At 52.5% G+C, this 17,324-nt stretch carries 19 protein-coding genes and 1 tRNA gene; 15 read left to right on the plus strand and 5 right to left on the minus strand.

All coding sequences use genetic code 11. From position 1 onward, the window contains the following. Position 1 precedes the first annotated feature (1 nt). The 6 genes from ssb (at position 2) to EU556_RS26165 (ending at position 3,117) form a co-directional block, all read left to right on the plus strand. Complete coding sequence (gene ssb, locus EU556_RS20885) at positions 2–517, plus strand: single-stranded DNA-binding protein (RefSeq protein WP_135436097.1); 516 nt, start codon at positions 2–4, stop codon at positions 515–517. After that, positions 518–1,453, plus strand: coding sequence for a hypothetical protein (locus tag EU556_RS20890; RefSeq protein WP_135436098.1), 936 nt, complete (start codon positions 518–520; stop codon positions 1,451–1,453). It abuts the gene before it with no gap. Positions 1,454–1,464: 11 nt separating this feature from the next. Then, complete coding sequence (locus EU556_RS20895) at positions 1,465–1,956, plus strand: siphovirus Gp157 family protein (protein ID WP_262709670.1); 492 nt, start codon at positions 1,465–1,467, stop codon at positions 1,954–1,956. Further along, positions 1,953–2,378 carry a hypothetical protein gene (locus tag EU556_RS20900; protein ID WP_135436100.1) on the plus strand — a complete coding sequence of 142 codons (426 nt, stop codon included), beginning with the start codon at positions 1,953–1,955 and terminating at the stop codon, positions 2,376–2,378. The genes EU556_RS20895 and EU556_RS20900 overlap by 4 nt, the downstream gene beginning before the upstream one ends. 105 nt (positions 2,379–2,483) lie before the next feature. Further along, positions 2,484–2,825: a hypothetical protein gene (locus EU556_RS20905; protein ID WP_135436101.1), complete on the plus strand. Its 342-nt coding sequence runs from the start codon at positions 2,484–2,486 to the stop codon at positions 2,823–2,825. A 64-nt stretch (positions 2,826–2,889) separates the two neighbouring features. Beyond that, a complete protein-coding gene (locus EU556_RS26165; RefSeq protein WP_167855665.1) occupies positions 2,890–3,117 on the plus strand; it encodes a hypothetical protein in 228 nt (75 codons plus the stop codon). Here the strand turns inward: EU556_RS26165 and EU556_RS20910 are convergent. From EU556_RS20910 to EU556_RS20925, 4 genes are all read right to left on the minus strand, one after another. Further along, on the minus strand, positions 3,102–3,800 hold the full coding sequence (locus tag EU556_RS20910) for a hypothetical protein (RefSeq protein ID WP_135436102.1): 699 nt from the start codon (positions 3,798–3,800) through the stop codon (positions 3,102–3,104). The two genes, EU556_RS26165 and EU556_RS20910, sit on opposite strands and share 16 nt — an antisense overlap. 2 nt (positions 3,801–3,802) lie before the next feature. Further along, positions 3,803–4,081 (minus strand): helix-turn-helix domain-containing protein, encoded by a 279-nt coding sequence (locus EU556_RS20915; RefSeq protein WP_245327818.1) that lies wholly within the window; start codon positions 4,079–4,081, stop codon positions 3,803–3,805. A gap of 77 nt (positions 4,082–4,158) precedes the next feature. Further along, the gene (locus EU556_RS20920) at positions 4,159–4,983 is read right to left on the minus strand and encodes a hypothetical protein (RefSeq protein WP_135436103.1); all 825 of its coding nucleotides are present in this window, start codon (positions 4,981–4,983) and stop codon (positions 4,159–4,161) included. Positions 4,984–5,101: 118 nt separating this feature from the next. After that, positions 5,102–5,175, minus strand: a tRNA-Met gene (locus EU556_RS20925). A 135-nt stretch (positions 5,176–5,310) separates the two neighbouring features. On the opposite strand from EU556_RS20925, the gene EU556_RS20930 reads away from it, so the two are divergent. From EU556_RS20930 to EU556_RS20960, 7 genes are all read left to right on the plus strand, one after another. Continuing rightward, positions 5,311–5,724: an START-like domain-containing protein gene (locus EU556_RS20930; RefSeq protein WP_135436104.1), complete on the plus strand. Its 414-nt coding sequence runs from the start codon at positions 5,311–5,313 to the stop codon at positions 5,722–5,724. 114 nt (positions 5,725–5,838) lie between these two features. Next, entirely contained in the window at positions 5,839–7,272 is a 1,434-nt protein-coding gene (locus tag EU556_RS20935) for an LptF/LptG family permease (protein ID WP_135436105.1), read from the plus strand. A gap of 157 nt (positions 7,273–7,429) precedes the next feature. Beyond that, positions 7,430–7,705, plus strand: a complete 276-nt coding sequence (gene rpsO, locus EU556_RS20940; protein ID WP_135436106.1) for a 30S ribosomal protein S15 — start codon at positions 7,430–7,432, stop codon at positions 7,703–7,705. Between the two features lie 192 nt (positions 7,706–7,897). Further along, entirely contained in the window at positions 7,898–10,060 is a 2,163-nt protein-coding gene (gene pnp / locus EU556_RS20945) for a polyribonucleotide nucleotidyltransferase (protein WP_135436107.1), read from the plus strand. Positions 10,061–10,193: 133 nt separating this feature from the next. Then, the gene (locus EU556_RS20950; RefSeq protein ID WP_022823752.1) at positions 10,194–11,057 is read left to right on the plus strand and encodes a sigma-70 family RNA polymerase sigma factor; all 864 of its coding nucleotides are present in this window, start codon (positions 10,194–10,196) and stop codon (positions 11,055–11,057) included. 178 nt (positions 11,058–11,235) lie between these two features. Next, positions 11,236–12,183, plus strand: a complete 948-nt coding sequence (trxB, locus tag EU556_RS20955; RefSeq protein WP_135436108.1) for a thioredoxin-disulfide reductase — start codon at positions 11,236–11,238, stop codon at positions 12,181–12,183. A gap of 129 nt (positions 12,184–12,312) precedes the next feature. After that, complete coding sequence (locus EU556_RS20960) at positions 12,313–13,464, plus strand: M23 family metallopeptidase (RefSeq protein WP_245327819.1); 1,152 nt, start codon at positions 12,313–12,315, stop codon at positions 13,462–13,464. Between the two features lie 102 nt (positions 13,465–13,566). Here EU556_RS20960 and EU556_RS20965 read toward each other — a convergent pair whose 3' ends face one another. Beyond that, positions 13,567–14,592: an aldo/keto reductase gene (locus EU556_RS20965; RefSeq protein WP_135436109.1), complete on the minus strand. Its 1,026-nt coding sequence runs from the start codon at positions 14,590–14,592 to the stop codon at positions 13,567–13,569. 248 nt (positions 14,593–14,840) lie between these two features. Here EU556_RS20965 and bshB1 point away from each other — a divergent pair, with 248 nt between their 5' ends. Together bshB1 and EU556_RS20975 are read left to right on the plus strand one after the other, a co-directional pair. Continuing rightward, the gene (bshB1, locus tag EU556_RS20970) at positions 14,841–15,560 is read left to right on the plus strand and encodes a bacillithiol biosynthesis deacetylase BshB1 (RefSeq protein WP_135436110.1); all 720 of its coding nucleotides are present in this window, start codon (positions 14,841–14,843) and stop codon (positions 15,558–15,560) included. 81 nt (positions 15,561–15,641) lie between these two features. Continuing rightward, complete coding sequence (locus EU556_RS20975; RefSeq protein WP_135436111.1) at positions 15,642–17,297, plus strand: T9SS type A sorting domain-containing protein; 1,656 nt, start codon at positions 15,642–15,644, stop codon at positions 17,295–17,297. The last annotated feature ends 27 nt before the right edge of the window (positions 17,298–17,324 follow it).

A 17,324-nucleotide genomic window follows, 5' to 3' on the forward strand; every position in this document is an offset into this window, starting at 1 on the left:
GATGTCATCAGTCAATAAAGTAACCCTTATCGGGCGGGTCGGCAAAGACCCAGAAATCCGCAGCTTTCAAAGCGGTGGCCGCTACGCCAATTTCAGCGTAGCCACCTCGGAAAGCTGGAAAGACAAAGCCACCGGCGAGCGCAAGGAAAAGACCGAGTGGCACAACGTTTCTGTGACCAATGAGGCGCTGGTCGGCGTGATCGAACGCTTCGTCAAGAAAGGCTCCAAGCTGTATCTCGAAGGCCAGTTGCAGACCCGCAAGTGGACCGACAACAACGGGGCTGAGCGCTACAGTACCGAGGTGGTTTTAAAGCCTTTTGCCGGCGAGATCGTTTTGCTGGACAGTAGGCAGGACAACGATACGGCTTCAGACAGTGGCCAGCGCCGCCGTGACACATCAAATCGGGCACAGCAGCCTAGCGCTTTCGCCGATGATCTTGACGACGAAATTCCTTTTGCTTGGGTTTCAGCGCTTATCGTTCCTGTATCACTTATTGTTAGTCTCGGAGTTATCTAAATGAAACGCAAAACTATAAATGCCATTCTGTCCAAGAAGTTTAATGACTTTGTCAATTCCATCGAGGATGAAGATGTTAAGTCTATGGTGGAGAAAAACACCATTATTACAGGAGGTAGCATTACTTCTATGCTTCTCAACGAAGATGTAAACGACTACGATCTTTATTTTAGAAACAGGAAAACAGCTTTAGCAGTCGCTAAATATTATGTAGCTCGCTTTAGTGTAAAAAATAAGAGCGGCATCGACTGTCCTATTTATGTGGATGAAACTGATGATCGGGTTAAAATAGTTATTAAGAGCGCCGGTATTGCCAGCGAGGATGGAACTACCAAAGACTATGAATACTTTGAGGGTGGTGGAGATGCAGCAGGCTACATCAGCGAGGTGATGCAAGACCCTGGCGCGATCGAAGACGCTTATCAAGAAACTGAATTAAGGGCATTGGAAGCACGGGATGACGGTAAACCTAGATACCGGCCGGTTTTCATGTCAACTAATGCAATAACGTTAGCTAATCAGGTGCAAATTATATTGAGGTTCTTCGGTGAACCCGAAGAAATTCATAAAAACTATGACTACGTCCATTGCACCAATTATTGGACATCTTGGGAAAATAAAGTAACGCTGCATCAAGAGGCATTAGAGGCAATTCTTGCGAAGGAACTACGCTATGTAGGCAGCAAGTATCCGCTTTGCTCGGTTTTTCGGATGCGCAAATTCATTCGCAGGGGTTGGCAGATTAACGCCGGCCAGATACTGAAAATGATCATGCAAGTATCAGAGCTTGACCTTACTGACCATGCAGTATTAGAGGATCAACTGACAGGTGTTGATGTTGCCTATTTTGTCGAAGTTGTCAGCAAGCTAAAAGACAAAGATCCTGAAAAGGTCAACGCAGCATACTTGGTCGAGATTATCGACCGCATGTTTTAGGGAGATACAACGTGAAATATTCAGAACTATTAGCCCGTATGCGCAATCTGGACGATAAGCTGGACGAGCAATTGGGCGAGATCATGGACGATGATGAAGTCGAAATCGACAACATCGAAAACAGCCAGGAATGGTGGGCGAACTACTTGATCGAGCGCGCCGCCGAGGACAAAGCCAACGCGAAAGCGGCCAGGGAGCTGGCCCAGCGCTACGCTGACCGCGCCAAAGTGTTTGAGCGCAAGGAGGAATACCGCAAGCTCGGTATCTACACCCTGGTACAGATGGCCGGCAAGCCCATCAAGACTGTGGCCGGTAGCGCCCGTATTCAGGAAGGGGTGTTGAGCCTGACGGTAAGCTGCCCGGCCGAGCTGCTGCCTGAAGAATACCGGAAGGTCGAATACAAAGCCGACAAGGACGCTATCAAGCGCGACCTACAGGCGGGCAAAGAGCTGAACTATGCCGTGCTTGAGCGCGGTAAGCCCTTCCTGGTTATCCGGCAGTGACGGTGCACATCCAGTTTGAGGCCAAGAAGCACGCGCTCCGGCAGACGCAGGACGGATCCGTGACCATCAGCCTGAACATCCACCCCGATGATGTCGATCCGCGCTTGCTGATGGCGCCGATGGGGAAGGTGTTTCAGGTGGTCATGGTAGACCCGGACGACATCGCCGAGGCGCAGGACGAAGCCCCCGAAGCCGCAGACACCCTGACGCAGCAGGCCGCTATCATGTGCCAGGGAGTGCGGTGGATGGAGTTTGTCAACGCCAAATACCGTGGCCACAACTTCAAAGACGGCGCTGACGCCATGCGGCAGCTATGCGGTGTGGCGTCGCGCCGGGACATCAAAGAGGGCACGAAGGCCGGAGACACCTTCAAACAGCTTAACCGTGACCTTGACGCATTTCTTCAACACGACGTGATCTAAGGAGGAAACCATGATCCGCGAAACCCTTAAAGACATTTGTGGCTTAATCTGTATGCTGGGATCGGTGGTAGCCTTCGTGCTACTGTTAGTTGCGGCAGGTGTGAAATGACCGAGGCGTTATCCATTGATTTTCAATCTGACTGGTGGGATATTGTTGATGGGTGCGGGCTATCTATCAACGCCATCTGTGAGGACTACGATTTCAAGCGTAAATCATTTATGAAGTGGCTGCGCTGCGAAGCAGTGCCACGCGATAAGAACCGGGAAAGGATTATTGCTGCTATGTCGCAGTTGGTCGAAGAAAAGAAGCTCGTAAAGCACCCTAGCTATGGCTATGCCACGCCCGATCAAATCAAGGAATTGAGCGAAATCGGCATGGGGCCACGCCGCGATTATCTGCTCAAGCAGATTGAAAAGCAGACCAAGTTGGCGGGGAAGAAACGATGATCGCGGACGAATTCTTGGAAACCATCAGCGCGGAAAATAAAATTCTGCTGATAGGGGATAAGTAATGCAGAACACCCGCTGGACAGCCGACATGGATTTCCTGCTGCTGTTCATGCGGGACTGCCTTGACATCAGCTTCAGGCGCTGCGCCGAGTACCTGGGGCAGGAGTACAGCCGTGGCTATACCCGAAGCGCCTGTATTGGGCGCTATTGGCGGCTGAAAGCAAATGGCGTCGGATATGATCCGGTACCGAGCGATGAATTGCCTGTACCTGATTACTCCTGTTCCTGATCACGCTCTCTATCGCCTTTGTCCAGCGCCTGGCGTATCCGTTCCAGATTGCTTTGCCGGTCAGGCTCGTCCTGTTTGCTTGGGCTTCGGTCAAAGATCGAGCGCGGTTTCTGCTCCTGCTCCTGCTCTAGGGATAACTGCTTGCTGGCTTCCCGGCCTTCGCGCTGAATGTTCTTGGCGCGAAGCGACGTTTCGTGATCCTCGACCTCCTTTTTCTGCGCCTCGGATAGGGCAGGGCCTTGACCCACGCGATCGCTCGGCGTGAAGCCCTCTTTGGGGTTACGCTCGTTTTCCTCCGCCTCCAACTGGCGCGCAATACGCCGGGCGTCTTGTTCCTCGGACGGATCGGCCAGCTCACGCGTTTCCTGCCGAAACTCATCCGTTTTCTGCTGGGCTGAAGCATCGGGCAGCCTGACCTCAAACAGGTCGTCGTTCGGCTCAGCCTCCTGTCGCCGCCCGTCCGACCAATGCGCCGGCCGTTTGTCGTCCGTCACCTGCTTATCGGCGATGGCTTCCTGCATAAACTCACGCCGGCCAGCCTTCAGCGCCTGGCTGCGCTCCGGGCCGGACTGCTCGATCATCTTTTTCAGCACCTCGTTTGTCTCCGGCGTCTGGGCCAGCACATAGCCCAGGTTGAAGTCCGTCTTGTACTGCTTATCGACCGTAGTTGCTTCCTGCTCCATCGCTAAAAGGTGTTTTTGACGTGCTTTTCGATGTAGGCCAGGATGCTTTCCCGGTCGTAGAGGATGATCTTCTTTTCGGGTTGGCTGTAGCGGATAGCCCCCGTGTCGCGCAGCTTCTGCAGCGTGGTCTTAGACGAGATCCGCAGCATGCGCATGGCCTCGTCGCCGTCGATCCAGCGGTCGAGTACCTTTTCGCCCTGCTCGGCGATCACGCGTTGGACGACGGTATTCACCAGCTTCCAAAATGCCTCATCCTCAAGTGCGATGACCTCGATGCCCATGTTGGAAGGTAAAAAAGAAAAGCCTACGACCGAAGTCAGTAGGCTTTTCTTTTACCTAGAAATGGCTAAATCAGTTTTTACGACTTGAGCCTTGCATGTTCTGCGAGTAGGTAAGTTATATAGCTTGTAATCAAGTTGCAATACAGTCGCGCTTCGTTTTCAGTAATTGTGAAGCCCTCTTTTAAGTGCATCCCGTGCCTAATCCCGCCACCAGCTGGTGCTGAAAGATAGCCGTGTAATGTCTGGACCCAGCTAAGGACCTGATTTAAGGTGGTACCTTGGTTCTTGTTGCGCAGTTCCTCAACTATCTTGTTGAAGTATTTGCTTTTTATAGAGGACTCGTCTGCCTGTGGTAAGCCTTGAAACGCAGTTGATACGGTTTCTAATAGCCACAGAAGTTCTTGAACTGCAGGCCGGTAACGGCCCTCAGTTAGCATCTTTTGAGACTCTGAAAATGAAGTGTGTATGAGTTCCTGGGCACTCTCTTCCAGAGATGGTGGTGCCTGAGGATGCGCAATTGACTGACCCGAATGGAGCAACTTTAGCTCAGGCGGATCAATCCGGTAATTGACTTGGTGTTTAGCCAAGACCCCGTTGATTATATTGTGATCAGGGGTAGGATCATCTAAGCTCTCGCACGCCTCATAAAATGCCTCAATAAAAAGCGGCGCGTTTGCAGAGGCTTGCCTCATGTAACTGAGAAGGTCAGTATGAGCCCAGCTTGCATTGGAGCTTCTTGATGGAACAGAGCCATTTGTAGAAGCAAAAGCGGTCTTGAAATGCTCAAATACTTCCTGTCTGTAGCGGGCTATCTTACCAATGATTTCGAAAAACTCATCTAAAACTTCACTAGAGATCGGTCCAGGAGAGGCGAAGCGCCAGGTATTGTCAAACTTGAGCATAGTTGTTTGTCAATTGCGAGATTGAATATGATGCGCAGCCCGATGAGGCTGCAAAATAACTGTTGTACCCATGTTGTACCAACGAAAAAGGCCACTCCGAAAAGTGGCCTTCTTGCTGTAGCGGGGACGAGAGTTGAACTCGTGACCTCAGGGTTATGAATCCTGTGCTCTAACCAACTGAGCTACCCCGCCCTGTTTTGGTGGTGCAAAGGTAGAGACAAGATTTGGGCTGATGCAAGTGTTTGTGGAAAAAAAAACCCGTGTATATTGCTTCCAGCCGGTAAGTTCCTGTGCTTCCGGGTCAATAAAATTTACATAGTTCCGCTTATGCCCCTTTCTGCTACTCGCCTCAAGCACCGTTTTACGGTCGAGTACCCCATCAATGCCTCGCCCAAAATCCTGTATCCATATCTCGCTTCGGCCTCCGGGCTGTCACAGTGGTTCTGCCAGGATGTACGCATTGATGAAGACCATTGCTTCAATTTCATCTGGGATAATCAGCCTCATTTTGCTGAGATGAATTCCCACCGTACAAATCGTTCGGTGCGCTACGTGTTTCTTGGAGCTAACAAACGGCACACCCCCGATGCCAACTACCTTGACTTTACACTGGAAGAGTCCCAGTTAACGCAGGAGGTATACCTGCGGGTGATTGATTACTCTGAAGAGACTGATGACATTGAGTTGCAGGAAATGTGGGATAGTTTGATTCAGAAGTTGCGGGAACAGGTAGGCGGCTGATGCGGTTATCAGGCCTGGGAAAAGGAGCACACGCGAAACGAGCCCTATCTTCGTTTCCCGTTTGCTCCTTTTTGCATTAAGGGCATTCGCAGCGGCCTGCCGACCAACAATTGAATGAAAAAACTCGATAAGCTTATTCTCAAGGCCTTCGTCGGCCCGTTCTTGCTCACGTTTGCCGTGGTGCAGTTCATTTTCCTGATGCAGTTCATGATGAAGTATATGGACGATCTGGTAGGTAAAGACCTGGGCCTGGGCGTTATTCTGCAGCTGCTGTTCTTCTTCAGCGTGCTGATTGTGCCCATCTCGCTGCCGCTGGCCGTGTTACTCTCGTCACTTATGACATTTGGTACGCTAGGAGAGCACCATGAGCTAACGGCTATCAAAACATCGGGTATTTCATTAACCCGCATTTTGCAACCCGTACTGCTGGCGAGTTTATTGCTGGCAGGAGGGGCATTCTGGTTTAATAATACCATTGTGCCAATGGCCAACCTGCAGGCCTACAGCTTGCTGTGGGATGTACGGCAGCAAAAGTTAGCCCTCGATATTCGGGAAGGTGTCTTCTACAATGGCATTCCGGGCTACACCATCAAGGTGAACCAGAAATTAGGCAAGAACGGCGATTTGTTAAAGGGCGTAATGATTTACGACCATACGCAAAGTTCTGGGTCTATGCGGGTGATCCTGGCCGATTCAGGCCGGATGTTTACGCGCTTTGGGGGGCAGTACTTGGGGCTAGAGCTATTTCGAGGCCGTACCTACGTGGAGCAGCCCGATGCTAATAATCGCTCGGGCGCCAGCTTTATCCGCCAAAACTTTGACCGCAATACCATCACGTTTTCGCTGGAGTCGTTTGGGCTGAACCGCACTAAAACTGAGCTGTTCAAGGATAACAAGATGATGCTGAATTTGCGGCAGTTAGAGCACACTACTGACTCTCTGCATACGCGTCTGTTTACTGAACGTCAGATGTTGGTACGGCAACTGAACCCATACTATTCTTTTCTCCGGCTTGATACAACCGGGCAGGTTGCAATGCAGCGGGCAGAGAAGCTACAAGTGCCTGCCAAGCGGCTAGGAGTAGTGAACAGTATGATAGCCCAGCAGGCTGCTAACCGGGCCCGCAACGTGCATTCTTACCTCGGAACCAGTGCCGAGCGGCTCGCTAACATGACCAAGGAAACCGCCAACTTTCGCATTGAGATATACCGCAAATTCACGCAATCGGCGGCTATTCTGCTCATGTTCGTGATTGGAGCCCCGTTGGGAGCCATTATTAAGAAAGGTGGACTAGGCGTTCCAATTCTCATCTCCATCGTTTTCTTCATCGTATACTACGTCTTCTCCATCATGGGCGAGAAGTACGGCCGGGAAGTGATTATGCCAGTAGGAGTGGGCATGTGGATGGCCACGGCTATTTTGTTACCAGTAGGCCTATTCTTTCTCTACCAAGCTCGCCACGACTCCGGTATTCTAGATATTGACTGGCAACGGTTTCGGCCCACGTGGTTGCGGTGGCCGCTACGGGGCTATAAGCGCGCTGTTTGAAGCTAGGCCACTGCGTCTTGCTAGGAGGCAGTAATAAACAATCCTTGGTAGCGTAGCAGAAACCAGCAAAAAGCCTTACCTTTGCGGCCACCTCGAAGTCCGGGGTGTTCATTTTTCTTTTTTATCTTAATCCAAGACGGGGAAAACCTATCTGCCGATGAAACTCACTACCGAAGCAAAACAGGCTATTTTCGAGAAGAACAGCCTCCAGAAGTCTGCCAACGACACTGGTTCCGCTGAATCGCAAATTGCGCTGTTTACGCACCGCATCAACCACCTGACGGAGCACCTGAAGGTAAACAAGAAAGACTTCTCGACTCGCCTGGGTCTGCTGAAGCTAGTAGGTAAGCGTCGTCGTATGTTGGATTACCTCCAGCACCGCGAAATCAACCGCTACCGCGCTATCATTAAGGAGCTGGGTATCCGCAAGTAACCAGCCCCGAAGTAGCAGGGAGCCTTCCAAACCGGAAGGTTCCCTGCTCTTTTTTTATCCGGACTGTTCGGAATCGTTCACGTCCCGAAATTGTATCTTTTCCGCAGAGAGATATTTTGAGTAAAATAGGCCCGCTCTAGGCCTGTTTTTTTGGCTGCTCGCCCGCTGTCGCTTTTTCAAGCAAACCATACGATGCCCAACTACACCGCGGTTACCAAACACATTACCCTGCCGGATGGCCGGCAGATTTCTATAGAAACTGGCAAGCTGGCCAAATTTGCTGATGGCGCCGTTGTGGTTCGCCTCGGTGATGCCATGCTGCTTGCTACGGTAGTTTCGCAGCCCAGTGCCCGCGGCGACGTGGATTTCCTGCCGCTGTCGGTAGACTACCAGGAAAAGTTTGGTGGTGCCGGTAAAATTCCTGGCTCTTTCCAGCGCCGGGAAGGCCGTCTGTCGGACTACGAAGTGCTGGTTTCCCGCCTTGTAGACCGCATCCTGCGTCCCATGTTCCCGAAGGATTATCACTACGAAGTACAGGTGATGATTTCTTTGATTTCGGCCGATAAAGACGTGCAACCCGATGCTCTGGCCGCGCTGGCTGCTTCGGCTGCCCTGTCGGTATCCGATATTCCATTTGCTGGTCCGATTTCGGAAGTGCGTGTTGCCCGTATCGACGGCAAATTGCATATCAACCCCAAAACCGCTGACATTGAGCGTGCTGACATCGACCTCATCGTAGGTGCTACGGCCGACTCAGTGGCCATGGTGGAAGGCGAAATGAACGAAGTGAGTGAGGAGGAAATGGTAGAAGCCATTGCTTATGCTCACGAAGCTATCAAGGAGCAAGTTCGCGTGCAGAGCGAATTGGCTGCTGAAGTTGAGAAGGCTACCGTAAAGCGGGAGTACCCCAAGTACGACGAAAATGAAGACCTGAAGAAGCGCATCCACGAGGGTGTGTATCAGCAGGCCTACGAAATTGCGAAGTCGGGTAACACCAGCAAATCTGGTCGTAAGGAAGCTTTCGGTGCCATCAAGAAAAGCCTGACCGAACAGGTATTAGAAGAGCAGCCCGAACTGGACATGAAGATGTTTGGCCGCTACTACTCTTCGGCGGAGAAGAAAGCCATCCGCGACATGATGATCAAGGAGCGTACGCGCCTCGATGGTCGCCAGCTGACGGAAATTCGTCCCATCTGGTCGGAAGTTAATTACCTGCCCGGTGCGCATGGTTCTTCGCTGTTCACCCGCGGCGAAACGCAGTCGTTAACCACAGTTGCCCTAGGTACCAAGCTCGATGAGCAGATCATTGACTCGGCTATGCAATCGGGCTACAACAAGTTCATGCTGCATTACAACTTCCCCGCCTTCTCTACAGGTGAGGTGAAGCCCAACCGCGGCCCAGGCCGTCGGGAGGTAGGCCATGGTAATTTGGCTATGCGTTCTTTAAAGAAAGTGTTGCCGCCGGAAGAAGAAAACCCCTACACCATCCGGATTGTGTCAGACATTCTGGAGTCAAATGGTTCTTCTTCAATGGCCACGGTGTGCGCTGGTTCGCTGGCCCTGATGGATGCCGGTATTAAAGTTCGGGCGGCCGTTTCGGGCATTGCCATGGGCTTGGTGCAGGACAAGGAAACCGGTGAATATGCCGTGCTTTCGGATATTCTCGGCGACGAAGACCACCTCGGCGACATGGACTTCAAAGTTACCGGTACGGAGAAAGGCATCGTGGCTTGCCAGATGGATATCAAAATCCAGGGCCTAAGCAATGAAATCCTGACCAAAGCGCTGCACCAGGCTCGCGAAGGCCGTCTGCACATCCTGCGTGAAATGGCTAAGACCATTTCGGCGCCTGCTGCTGAGCTGAAGCCTCACACGCCTCGCTCGCACAAGATGCTCATCGATAAAGAGTTTATTGGTGCGGTAATCGGGCCAGGTGGCAAGGTGATTCAGCAGATCCAGAAGGATACCAACGCTACGGTAATCATCGAGGAGAAGGACGAGAAAGGCCATGTAAGCATCTTCGCTTCCAACCAGGAAGATATGCAGGCAGCTATCAGCCGCATCCAGGCCATTGCCGCCGTACCAGAAGTAGGTGCTACCTACAAAGGCAAAGTACGCAGCATTCAGCCTTACGGTGCCTTCGTAGAAATTATGCCCGGCAAAGATGGCCTGTTGCACATTTCTGAAGTCTCGCATGAGCGCTTAGCTGCTCTGGAAGGCGTGCTGGAAGTAGGTCAGGAAATTGACGTGAAACTATTGGACATCGACAAGAAGACCGGTAAATATCGTCTGTCGCGGAAAGTGCTGCTGCCGAAACCGGAGCGCGCCGCCGACTCAAACGGAACCGCGCAGTAACCCTCTGCCGAACTTTCGCGGGTACCGGGGTGTTGCTCACAACTGACCCCGGTACCCGCGTTTGGGTATCTCTCGTATACCGGATCAACAGGACGTTTCCAAGCATTAACACTTCAACTCTCTCGCGCCCGCAATGAGACAGCTAAAAATCAGCAAGCAGATTACCAACCGCGAAAGCCAGTCGCTGGATAAATATCTCCAGGAGATTGGTAAGGTAGATCTGCTAACCCCCGATGAGGAGGTAACGCTGGCGCAACGCATTAAGGAAGGTGACCAGCAGGCGCTGGAAAAACTGACCAAAGCTAACCTTCGCTTCGTGGTGTCGGTGGCTAAGCAGTACCAGAACCAGGGTCTTTCGCTGGGTGACTTGATCAATGAGGGTAACCTTGGTCTGATCAAGGCCGCTAAGCGCTTTGATGAAACCCGCGGCTTTAAGTTCATCTCGTATGCCGTATGGTGGATTCGCCAGTCCATTCTGCAAGCGCTGGCCGAACAGTCGCGCATTGTACGTCTGCCCCTGAACCGGGTAGGCTCGCTTAACAAAATCAGCAAATCATTCTCCGAACTGGAGCAGAAGTTTGAGCGGGAGCCCTCGCCCGAAGAAATTGCCGAAGTACTGGAGCTAACTACTTCCGAAGTAGTTGATACTCTTAAGATTTCTGGCCGTCACGTGTCGGTGGATGCTCCCTTCGTGCAAGGGGAAGAAAACCGCCTGCTCGACGTACTCGAAAACGAAGACGAAGAGTCGCCTGATACTGGCCTGATGAACGACTCGCTCCGTAAGGAAGTGCAGCGCGCGCTAAGCACGCTCACCAAACGCGAAGCTGACGTCATCACACTGTACTTTGGCCTTAACGGGGAACATTCGCTCACGCTCGAAGAGATTGGTGAGAAATTCAACCTAACCCGGGAGCGGGTGCGCCAGATCAAGGAAAAGGCAATTCGCCGTCTGCGTCATACTTCACGCTCGAAAGCGCTGAAGCCTTACCTGGGATAAGGAATTTTACCCTATCCGCAAAAAACCCCGACCTTACCGTTGGGGTTTTTTGTTAGTAGGTAGTGGCCTAGCGTGGAGTTACCACTTCGGCGGTAGAACCTGGCGTCGCAACCATTACCTTTGCACCCCCTAGTAAACCTCTCACGGCGCAGGCAGCCGCGTGCGCCCTTTCAACCTCATGGAGAATACTTCCCCCGAACACGTAAAGTGTTTGATTATCGGATCTGGTCCAGCAGGCTATACTGCAGCTATTTATGCCGCCCGTGCCAACTTGAAGCCCATTATGTATCAGGGGCTGCAGCCCGGCGGACAACTGACCATCACCAACGATGTAGAGAACTTTCCGGGCTACCCAGATGGCATTATGGGTCCTGAAATGATGGAAGACCTCCGAAAGCAGGCGGCCCGCTTTGGTACGGATATCCGCTATGGTATTGCTACTTCCGTTGACTTTTCTGGTCATCCACACCGCATCACCATTGATGAGAAACTGGAGTTGACCGCAGACACTGTAATTATTGCCACGGGAGCTTCAGCTAAATGGCTAGGCCTGCCATCGGAGCAACGGCTGAATGGAGCGGGAGTATCGGCCTGCGCTGTATGCGACGGATTCTTCTACCGGGGCAAAGATGTAGTGATTGTAGGCGCCGGCGACACGGCAGCTGAGGAGGCTACCTACTTGGCTAACCTCTGCAACAAAGTGTACATGATTGTGCGGAAAGGGGAAATGCGGGCTTCTAAAATCATGCAGAAGCGCGTGTTGGATAACCCCAAGATTGAGGTACTCTGGAATACGGTTACGGATGAAATTCTGGGTGAGCACGCCGTGGAAGCAGTACGCGTTAAAAACGTGCTGACACACGAAACGCGCGATTTAACCGTTGAAGGCTTCTTCGTTGCCATCGGCCACGAGCCCAACTCCAAAATCTTCCAGCCTTACTTACACCACGATGAGCAGGGCTACCTGAAAACTATTCCGGGTACTGCCAAAACAAACGTGGATGGTGTATTCGCCTGTGGCGACGTGCAGGACTACACCTACCGCCAGGCCGTAACGGCAGCCGGTTCAGGCTGCATGGCAGCCTTGGACGCTGAGCGCTATCTGGCAGCACTCGGAGACCATTAACAGTGAATGAGTGAATGAGTGAAGTAGGGAAGTGGCCTAGGAGACACTAGTTAAGCTAGGTCTGCGTTGAAGCTGCTCTCCACTTCACTCATTCACTTGTTTACTCATTCACTCATTAAATTCTTGCTCTTGCCTCAACTTGTTAAACTCTGGCTGCTGCCGCTGCTACTGATCGGGCTGTTTTTAGGCTTGCCCGGTCAGCTGCTTGCCCAGCGGCGCAAAGTACCGGAGCCGAAGGCGAAATCGGGTTCTGCTGGCACCCGGAAGGATTTCTTCCGGATCAAGTCGCCTACTATTCGCTACGTCCGTCCGGATACGACTATCCTTATTGAAACGGAAGAGCTGCCCGACGATAACTCCGATGCGGCTAAGTCAATCTTCTTTAATCCTGCCAAAAAGCTCTCCATCGTCAGTGAGGATACTAGCTCCTTGAATGAAGGCGAGCAACACATTGTGGAGGTGAAGGAAGAGGTTAAGATTGATTCTTCTTGGATTCAGGTAGCGGGTTATTACGCCATCTGGGACACGCACAACATCAACCCGTACCGGGTAGATGGGCGTCGGATTAAGGATACGCTTAATTTGAAGCTAACAGACCCGGCTAATCAGCGGTATGCTAAAATGCCGCTGTCCTCTACACCCCTCACTTCCGACTTTGGCTTTCGGGGCTACCGCTGGCACTACGGCGTAGACCTGGACCTGGAAACCGGCGACACGGTGAAAGCGGCCTTCGACGGGGTGGTGCGCATTGTAAAGTGGGACGGTTCGGGATACGGCAACTACATCCTGGTACGCCACTACAACGGCATCGAAACGCTCTATGGTCACCTGCAGAAGTCGTTAGTAACGCCCGGTACTTTCGTGAAAGCGGGTCAGTTAATTGGCTGGGGTGGCAGCACAGGCCGTAGTACCGGCTCGCACCTGCACTTTGAGGTACGCTACGAGGGTAATCCTATTGACCCCGAGCGGATGTATGACTTCCCAGATTATAAGCTGATTAAGGACAACTTCCAGATAACTTCGGCCTTGTTTGCCTATTACAGCAAATCGTTACGCTACCGCGGTGGGAGCGTGCCGGGGGCAGGCAGCGGTGGGGGCGGGAGCAGCCGGAGTAGCGCCGGAAAACCTACCCAAGCTCGGCGAGTGGTTACGCACAAAATTCGCTCAGGCGATACCCTATCAGAAATTGCCGATAAGTATGGAGTCTCGCAGGCCCAACTTCGGCGCTTGAATGGGGGCACGGGCACTCTCCGTGTAGGACGTACTCTCCGGATCAAGTAACGCAAGCCACTTACCTGGCCTAGAAACACGAAAGCCCGCTGCCATATAAATCGCAGCGGGCTTTCGTGTTTCTAGGCCACTCTATGCGACCCTGGTGCAAGGCTAGAGAATGTTCTTCTGTAGCATAGGGAAGTTGCGTTGGTGCCAGTAGGGGTAGATGGGCTCAGTGGCGCTGGCTGCATCTAGCTTGGCTACTTGCTCCGGGGTGAGATTCCAGCCCACGGCAGCCAGGTTCTGGCGGAGCTGCTCCTCATTGCGGGCCCCGATTACTAGGTTCACCACCGTGGGGCGCTGCAGCAGCCAGTTTAAAGCCACCTGCGCCACGCTCTTCTCAGTTTCGGCCGCTACCTCGTCTAGAGCATCAATGATGTTGTAGAGCAGCTCATCTGGCACTTTGGGGCCTTGGCCGCCACCCTGAGCCAAGCGGCTTTCAGCGGGCACGGGCTGGCCCCGGCGAATCTTGCCGCTGAGTAGGCCCGCCGATAGAGGACTCCAGACCAGTGTGCCTACGCCCTGGTCGAGGCCCAGGGGCATCAACTCCCATTCAAATTCCCGGTTTGCTAGTGAGTAATAGGCTTGGTGGCCTACGTAGCGCGCCCACCCGTAGCGCTCCGACACCGACAAGGATTTCATCAGGTGCCAACCGGAGAAGTTGGAGCAGGCAATGTAGCGCACTTTCCCGCTCTGCACCAGATTATCGAGGGTGCGCAGGGTTTCCTCCACAGGCGTGTGGGAGTCGAAACCGTGCATGTGGTACACGTCGATGTAGTCGGTGCCGAGACGACGCAGGCTGTCTTCGCAGGCTTTGGTCAGGTGCAGGCGGGAGGAGCCGTAGTCGTTTGGTCCATCGCCGGTGGGGAAGGTGGCTTTGGTGGAGATGAGAACGTCTTGCCGGCGGCCTTCTAAGGCTTTGCCCAGAATTTCTTCGGCCATGCCCTGGGAGTAGCCATTAGCGGTGTCGAAGAAGTTGACGCCCGCTTCTAGGCAAATGTCAATCAGGTGGCGTGCTTCCTCTACCTGGGTGCTGCCCCAGGCCTTGAAAAATTCGTTGCCTCCGCCAAAGGTGGCCGTGCCGAAGCTTAATACCGGGATGCGCAGGCCCGAGGCGCCTAGTTGTCTGTATTCCATAGGATGCGGGAAATAGGTCAGGTGTAAACCGTTGAAAAGTATAGGCTAGGCCAGTAAAGCAAGCCGTAGCCTATGCAACGGAACGTGTAACTGGTTCGCGTGGCCTTGTGTTTCGCCGCCATGGTGGGCGGGCTTGCTACGAAGCGTGTACTTTTGCGCCTTGTTCCGCTCGGCTTTCGTCTGGAAGTGGCCTAGCCGCCATTAAGACTGAGGCAGTGAACAGCACTCTTGGAATCTGCTTAGTACGTATGAAACTTGATATTCTGGCCTTTGGCGCCCACCCCGACGATGTAGAAATGTCTTGCGCTGGCACGCTGCTAGCCGCTGCCGCTGCGGGCAAGAAAATAGGCATCGTTGATTTTACCCGGGGGGAACTGGGTACCCGCGGTACACCCGCCACCCGCGCCGCCGAAGCCGAAGCCGCCAGCCGCATTCTAGGCCTGTCGGTGCGCGAAAACCTGGGCCTGCCCGATGGTTTCTTCCGCAACGACCGGGAGCACCAGTTGCCCCTTATTGCCGCCCTGCGCCGCTACCAGCCCGACATCGTGCTCTGCAACGCCATCCATGACCGGCACCCCGACCACGGCCGGGGCGCTCAGCTAGCCTCGGAGTCATGCTTTCTCAGCGGCCTCCGCATGATTGAAACGCTAGGCCACGATGGGCAGCCCCAAGAGCCCTGGCGCCCACGCCTAGTGTTCCACTACATCCAGGACCGCCAGATTCCCGCCGACTTCGTGGTGGACATTACGGCCCACTGGCCGAAGAAATGGGAAAGCATCCAGGCCTACCGCACCCAGTTCCATGACCCCGAAAGCACCGAGCCCACCACTTACCTTTCAACGCCGGTCTTCAGCAACTTTATGGAAGCCCGCGCCCGCGAGTTCGGTCACCTAATTGGCGTAGAATTCGGGGAAGGCTTCACCCGCGAACGGCCCTTGGGTGTGCGGGAAATAACAGAGCTGATTTGAGCTTCCTTAAAGAAGTGTGCTAAGCCAAATGCTACTTTAGCATTTGGCTTCTATTTTTTGTTTTACTTATAAGTCAGATTCATGACAGAAAACTTTACCACAAAAGCATGCAAGGCTTATGGCCTAAGTCTATTACTAACCTGTTTTATTGGTCATTTTGACGCTATAGCACAAGCGCCAGAAGTACGATGGGAACGTACATTGGGTGGTGTGCAAATCGAGGAGCTGAATGCTATCCAATCAACAATTGATGGTGGCTTAATTGTAGGCGGAGCATCCCATTCCAGCATATCCGGTGACCGTAGCCAAGCTAACCAAGGTACCTCTTCCGACTTCTGGGTTGTTAAGCTAGCGGCCGATGGTGCAAAGCAGTGGGAACGTGCCTTTGGAGGCTCATTAGAAGATGAGCTCTGGAGCGTACTACAAACAAACGATGGGGGGTACCTATTGGGCGGAACATCTTACTCCGGAAAATCTGGTGATAAAAGCCAACCTAATAAGGGCTATAGTGATTACTGGGTTATTAAAATTGATGCTCAAGGTAATAAGCAATGGGACCGTACTTACGGTGGAAATGGACACGATACATTCCGTAGTATGCAGTTAACCGCTGATGGAGGATTCGTTGTAGGTGGCTATTCAGCCTCGGGCGTGTCTGATGACAAGTCTGAGCCTTCCCTTGCTGATCCGTACTTTAGTTCTGATCCTGACTATTGGGTCCTCAAGCTAGATGCGCAGGGAAATAAACAGTGGGACCGTACCTATGGCGGTAACCGAACAGAATGGCTGTCAGAAGTACTGCAGACTACCGATGGCGGATATATTGTAGCCGGTCAGTCGCTATCAAACGAGTCAGGCAATAAGAGCCAGCAATTAAAAGGTACCCGTGACTTTTGGATTGTGAAGTTGGATGCGCAAGGACACAAGCAATGGGAGCAAGCATACGGAACAACTGGTTCAAACCCATTGCGGAGAGTTAGACAAACCACCGATGGCGGATATATTCTATGCGGTGAGTCCACTTCTGGAGTGTCAATTGACAAGACCGAGCCCAGTAAAGGAGGCCAAGATATCTGGGTAGTCAAGGTGGATGCTAATGGGGTCAAACAGTGGGACCGTTCTGTTGGCGGAAGTGGAAGTGAGGTTGGCTATGCTTTAAGCCTGACTCTTGACGGAGGATACTTAATTGGAGGGCCGTCAACCTCAGGTATTTCTGGCGACAAAACAGAAGCAAACTTAGGCGCAGGCGATTACTGGGTAGTAAAACTAGATGCTCAAGGCCGTAAAGTATGGGACCGTACTGTGGGAGGTAGTGGCGAAGACCGGCTAAACAGCATTCAACAGCTGGCCGATGGAAGCATTGTATTAGGTGGTACTTCAACGTCTCCTATTTCCGGCAGTAAATCACAGGCAAGTAAAGGCGCTAGTGATTTTTGGGTTGCAAAATTGGGTAGTAGCGTAACTGTTACTTCAACGCAAGCATCTGCTAGCAAAGGATTCATGGTATATCCAAACCCGGCAAGTAAATATGCTGTCATCAAGTTAGCTTCTGTAACTCCACAGGACGGACTGCGTGTGAAGTTGATAGATGCTACTGGCCGCTTAGTATGGCAACAAGTATTCAGTTCGGCCAAAGAAGTAGCAATTCCCTTACGTGGATGTAGAGCAGGTCTATACATGGTATCAGTAGACAGCCCAGGTGAGTACAGCCAACAGCAACGTTTGGTTGTCGAGTAAATGCATACCGCATCTAGCCATAAAAAC

The organism is Hymenobacter fodinae, from assembly GCF_004745825.1.
Lineage (GTDB): Bacteria > Bacteroidota > Bacteroidia > Cytophagales > Hymenobacteraceae > Hymenobacter > Hymenobacter fodinae.

Coding starts and splice junctions, on each gene's coding strand:
- trxB (WP_135436108.1), top strand. CDS start 11,236: ATGGAGAATACTTCCCCCGAACACGTAAAGTGTTTGATTATCGGATCT.
- bshB1 (WP_135436110.1), top strand. CDS start 14,841: ATGAAACTTGATATTCTGGCCTTTGGCGCCCACCCCGACGATGTAGAA.
- EU556_RS20935 (WP_135436105.1), top strand. CDS start 5,839: ATGAAAAAACTCGATAAGCTTATTCTCAAGGCCTTCGTCGGCCCGTTC.
- EU556_RS26165 (WP_167855665.1), top strand. CDS start 2,890: ATGCAGAACACCCGCTGGACAGCCGACATGGATTTCCTGCTGCTGTTC.
- EU556_RS20975 (WP_135436111.1), top strand. CDS start 15,642: ATGACAGAAAACTTTACCACAAAAGCATGCAAGGCTTATGGCCTAAGT.
- EU556_RS20920 (WP_135436103.1), bottom strand. CDS start 4,983: ATGCTCAAGTTTGACAATACCTGGCGCTTCGCCTCTCCTGGACCGATC.
- EU556_RS20915 (WP_245327818.1), bottom strand. CDS start 4,081: ATGGGCATCGAGGTCATCGCACTTGAGGATGAGGCATTTTGGAAGCTG.
- rpsO (WP_135436106.1), top strand. CDS start 7,430: ATGAAACTCACTACCGAAGCAAAACAGGCTATTTTCGAGAAGAACAGC.
- EU556_RS20910 (WP_135436102.1), bottom strand. CDS start 3,800: ATGGAGCAGGAAGCAACTACGGTCGATAAGCAGTACAAGACGGACTTC.
- EU556_RS20905 (WP_135436101.1), top strand. CDS start 2,484: ATGACCGAGGCGTTATCCATTGATTTTCAATCTGACTGGTGGGATATT.
- ssb (WP_135436097.1), top strand. CDS start 2: ATGTCATCAGTCAATAAAGTAACCCTTATCGGGCGGGTCGGCAAAGAC.
- EU556_RS20930 (WP_135436104.1), top strand. CDS start 5,311: ATGCCCCTTTCTGCTACTCGCCTCAAGCACCGTTTTACGGTCGAGTAC.
- EU556_RS20965 (WP_135436109.1), bottom strand. CDS start 14,592: ATGGAATACAGACAACTAGGCGCCTCGGGCCTGCGCATCCCGGTATTA.
- pnp (WP_135436107.1), top strand. CDS start 7,898: ATGCCCAACTACACCGCGGTTACCAAACACATTACCCTGCCGGATGGC.
- EU556_RS20890 (WP_135436098.1), top strand. CDS start 518: ATGAAACGCAAAACTATAAATGCCATTCTGTCCAAGAAGTTTAATGAC.
- EU556_RS20950 (WP_022823752.1), top strand. CDS start 10,194: ATGAGACAGCTAAAAATCAGCAAGCAGATTACCAACCGCGAAAGCCAG.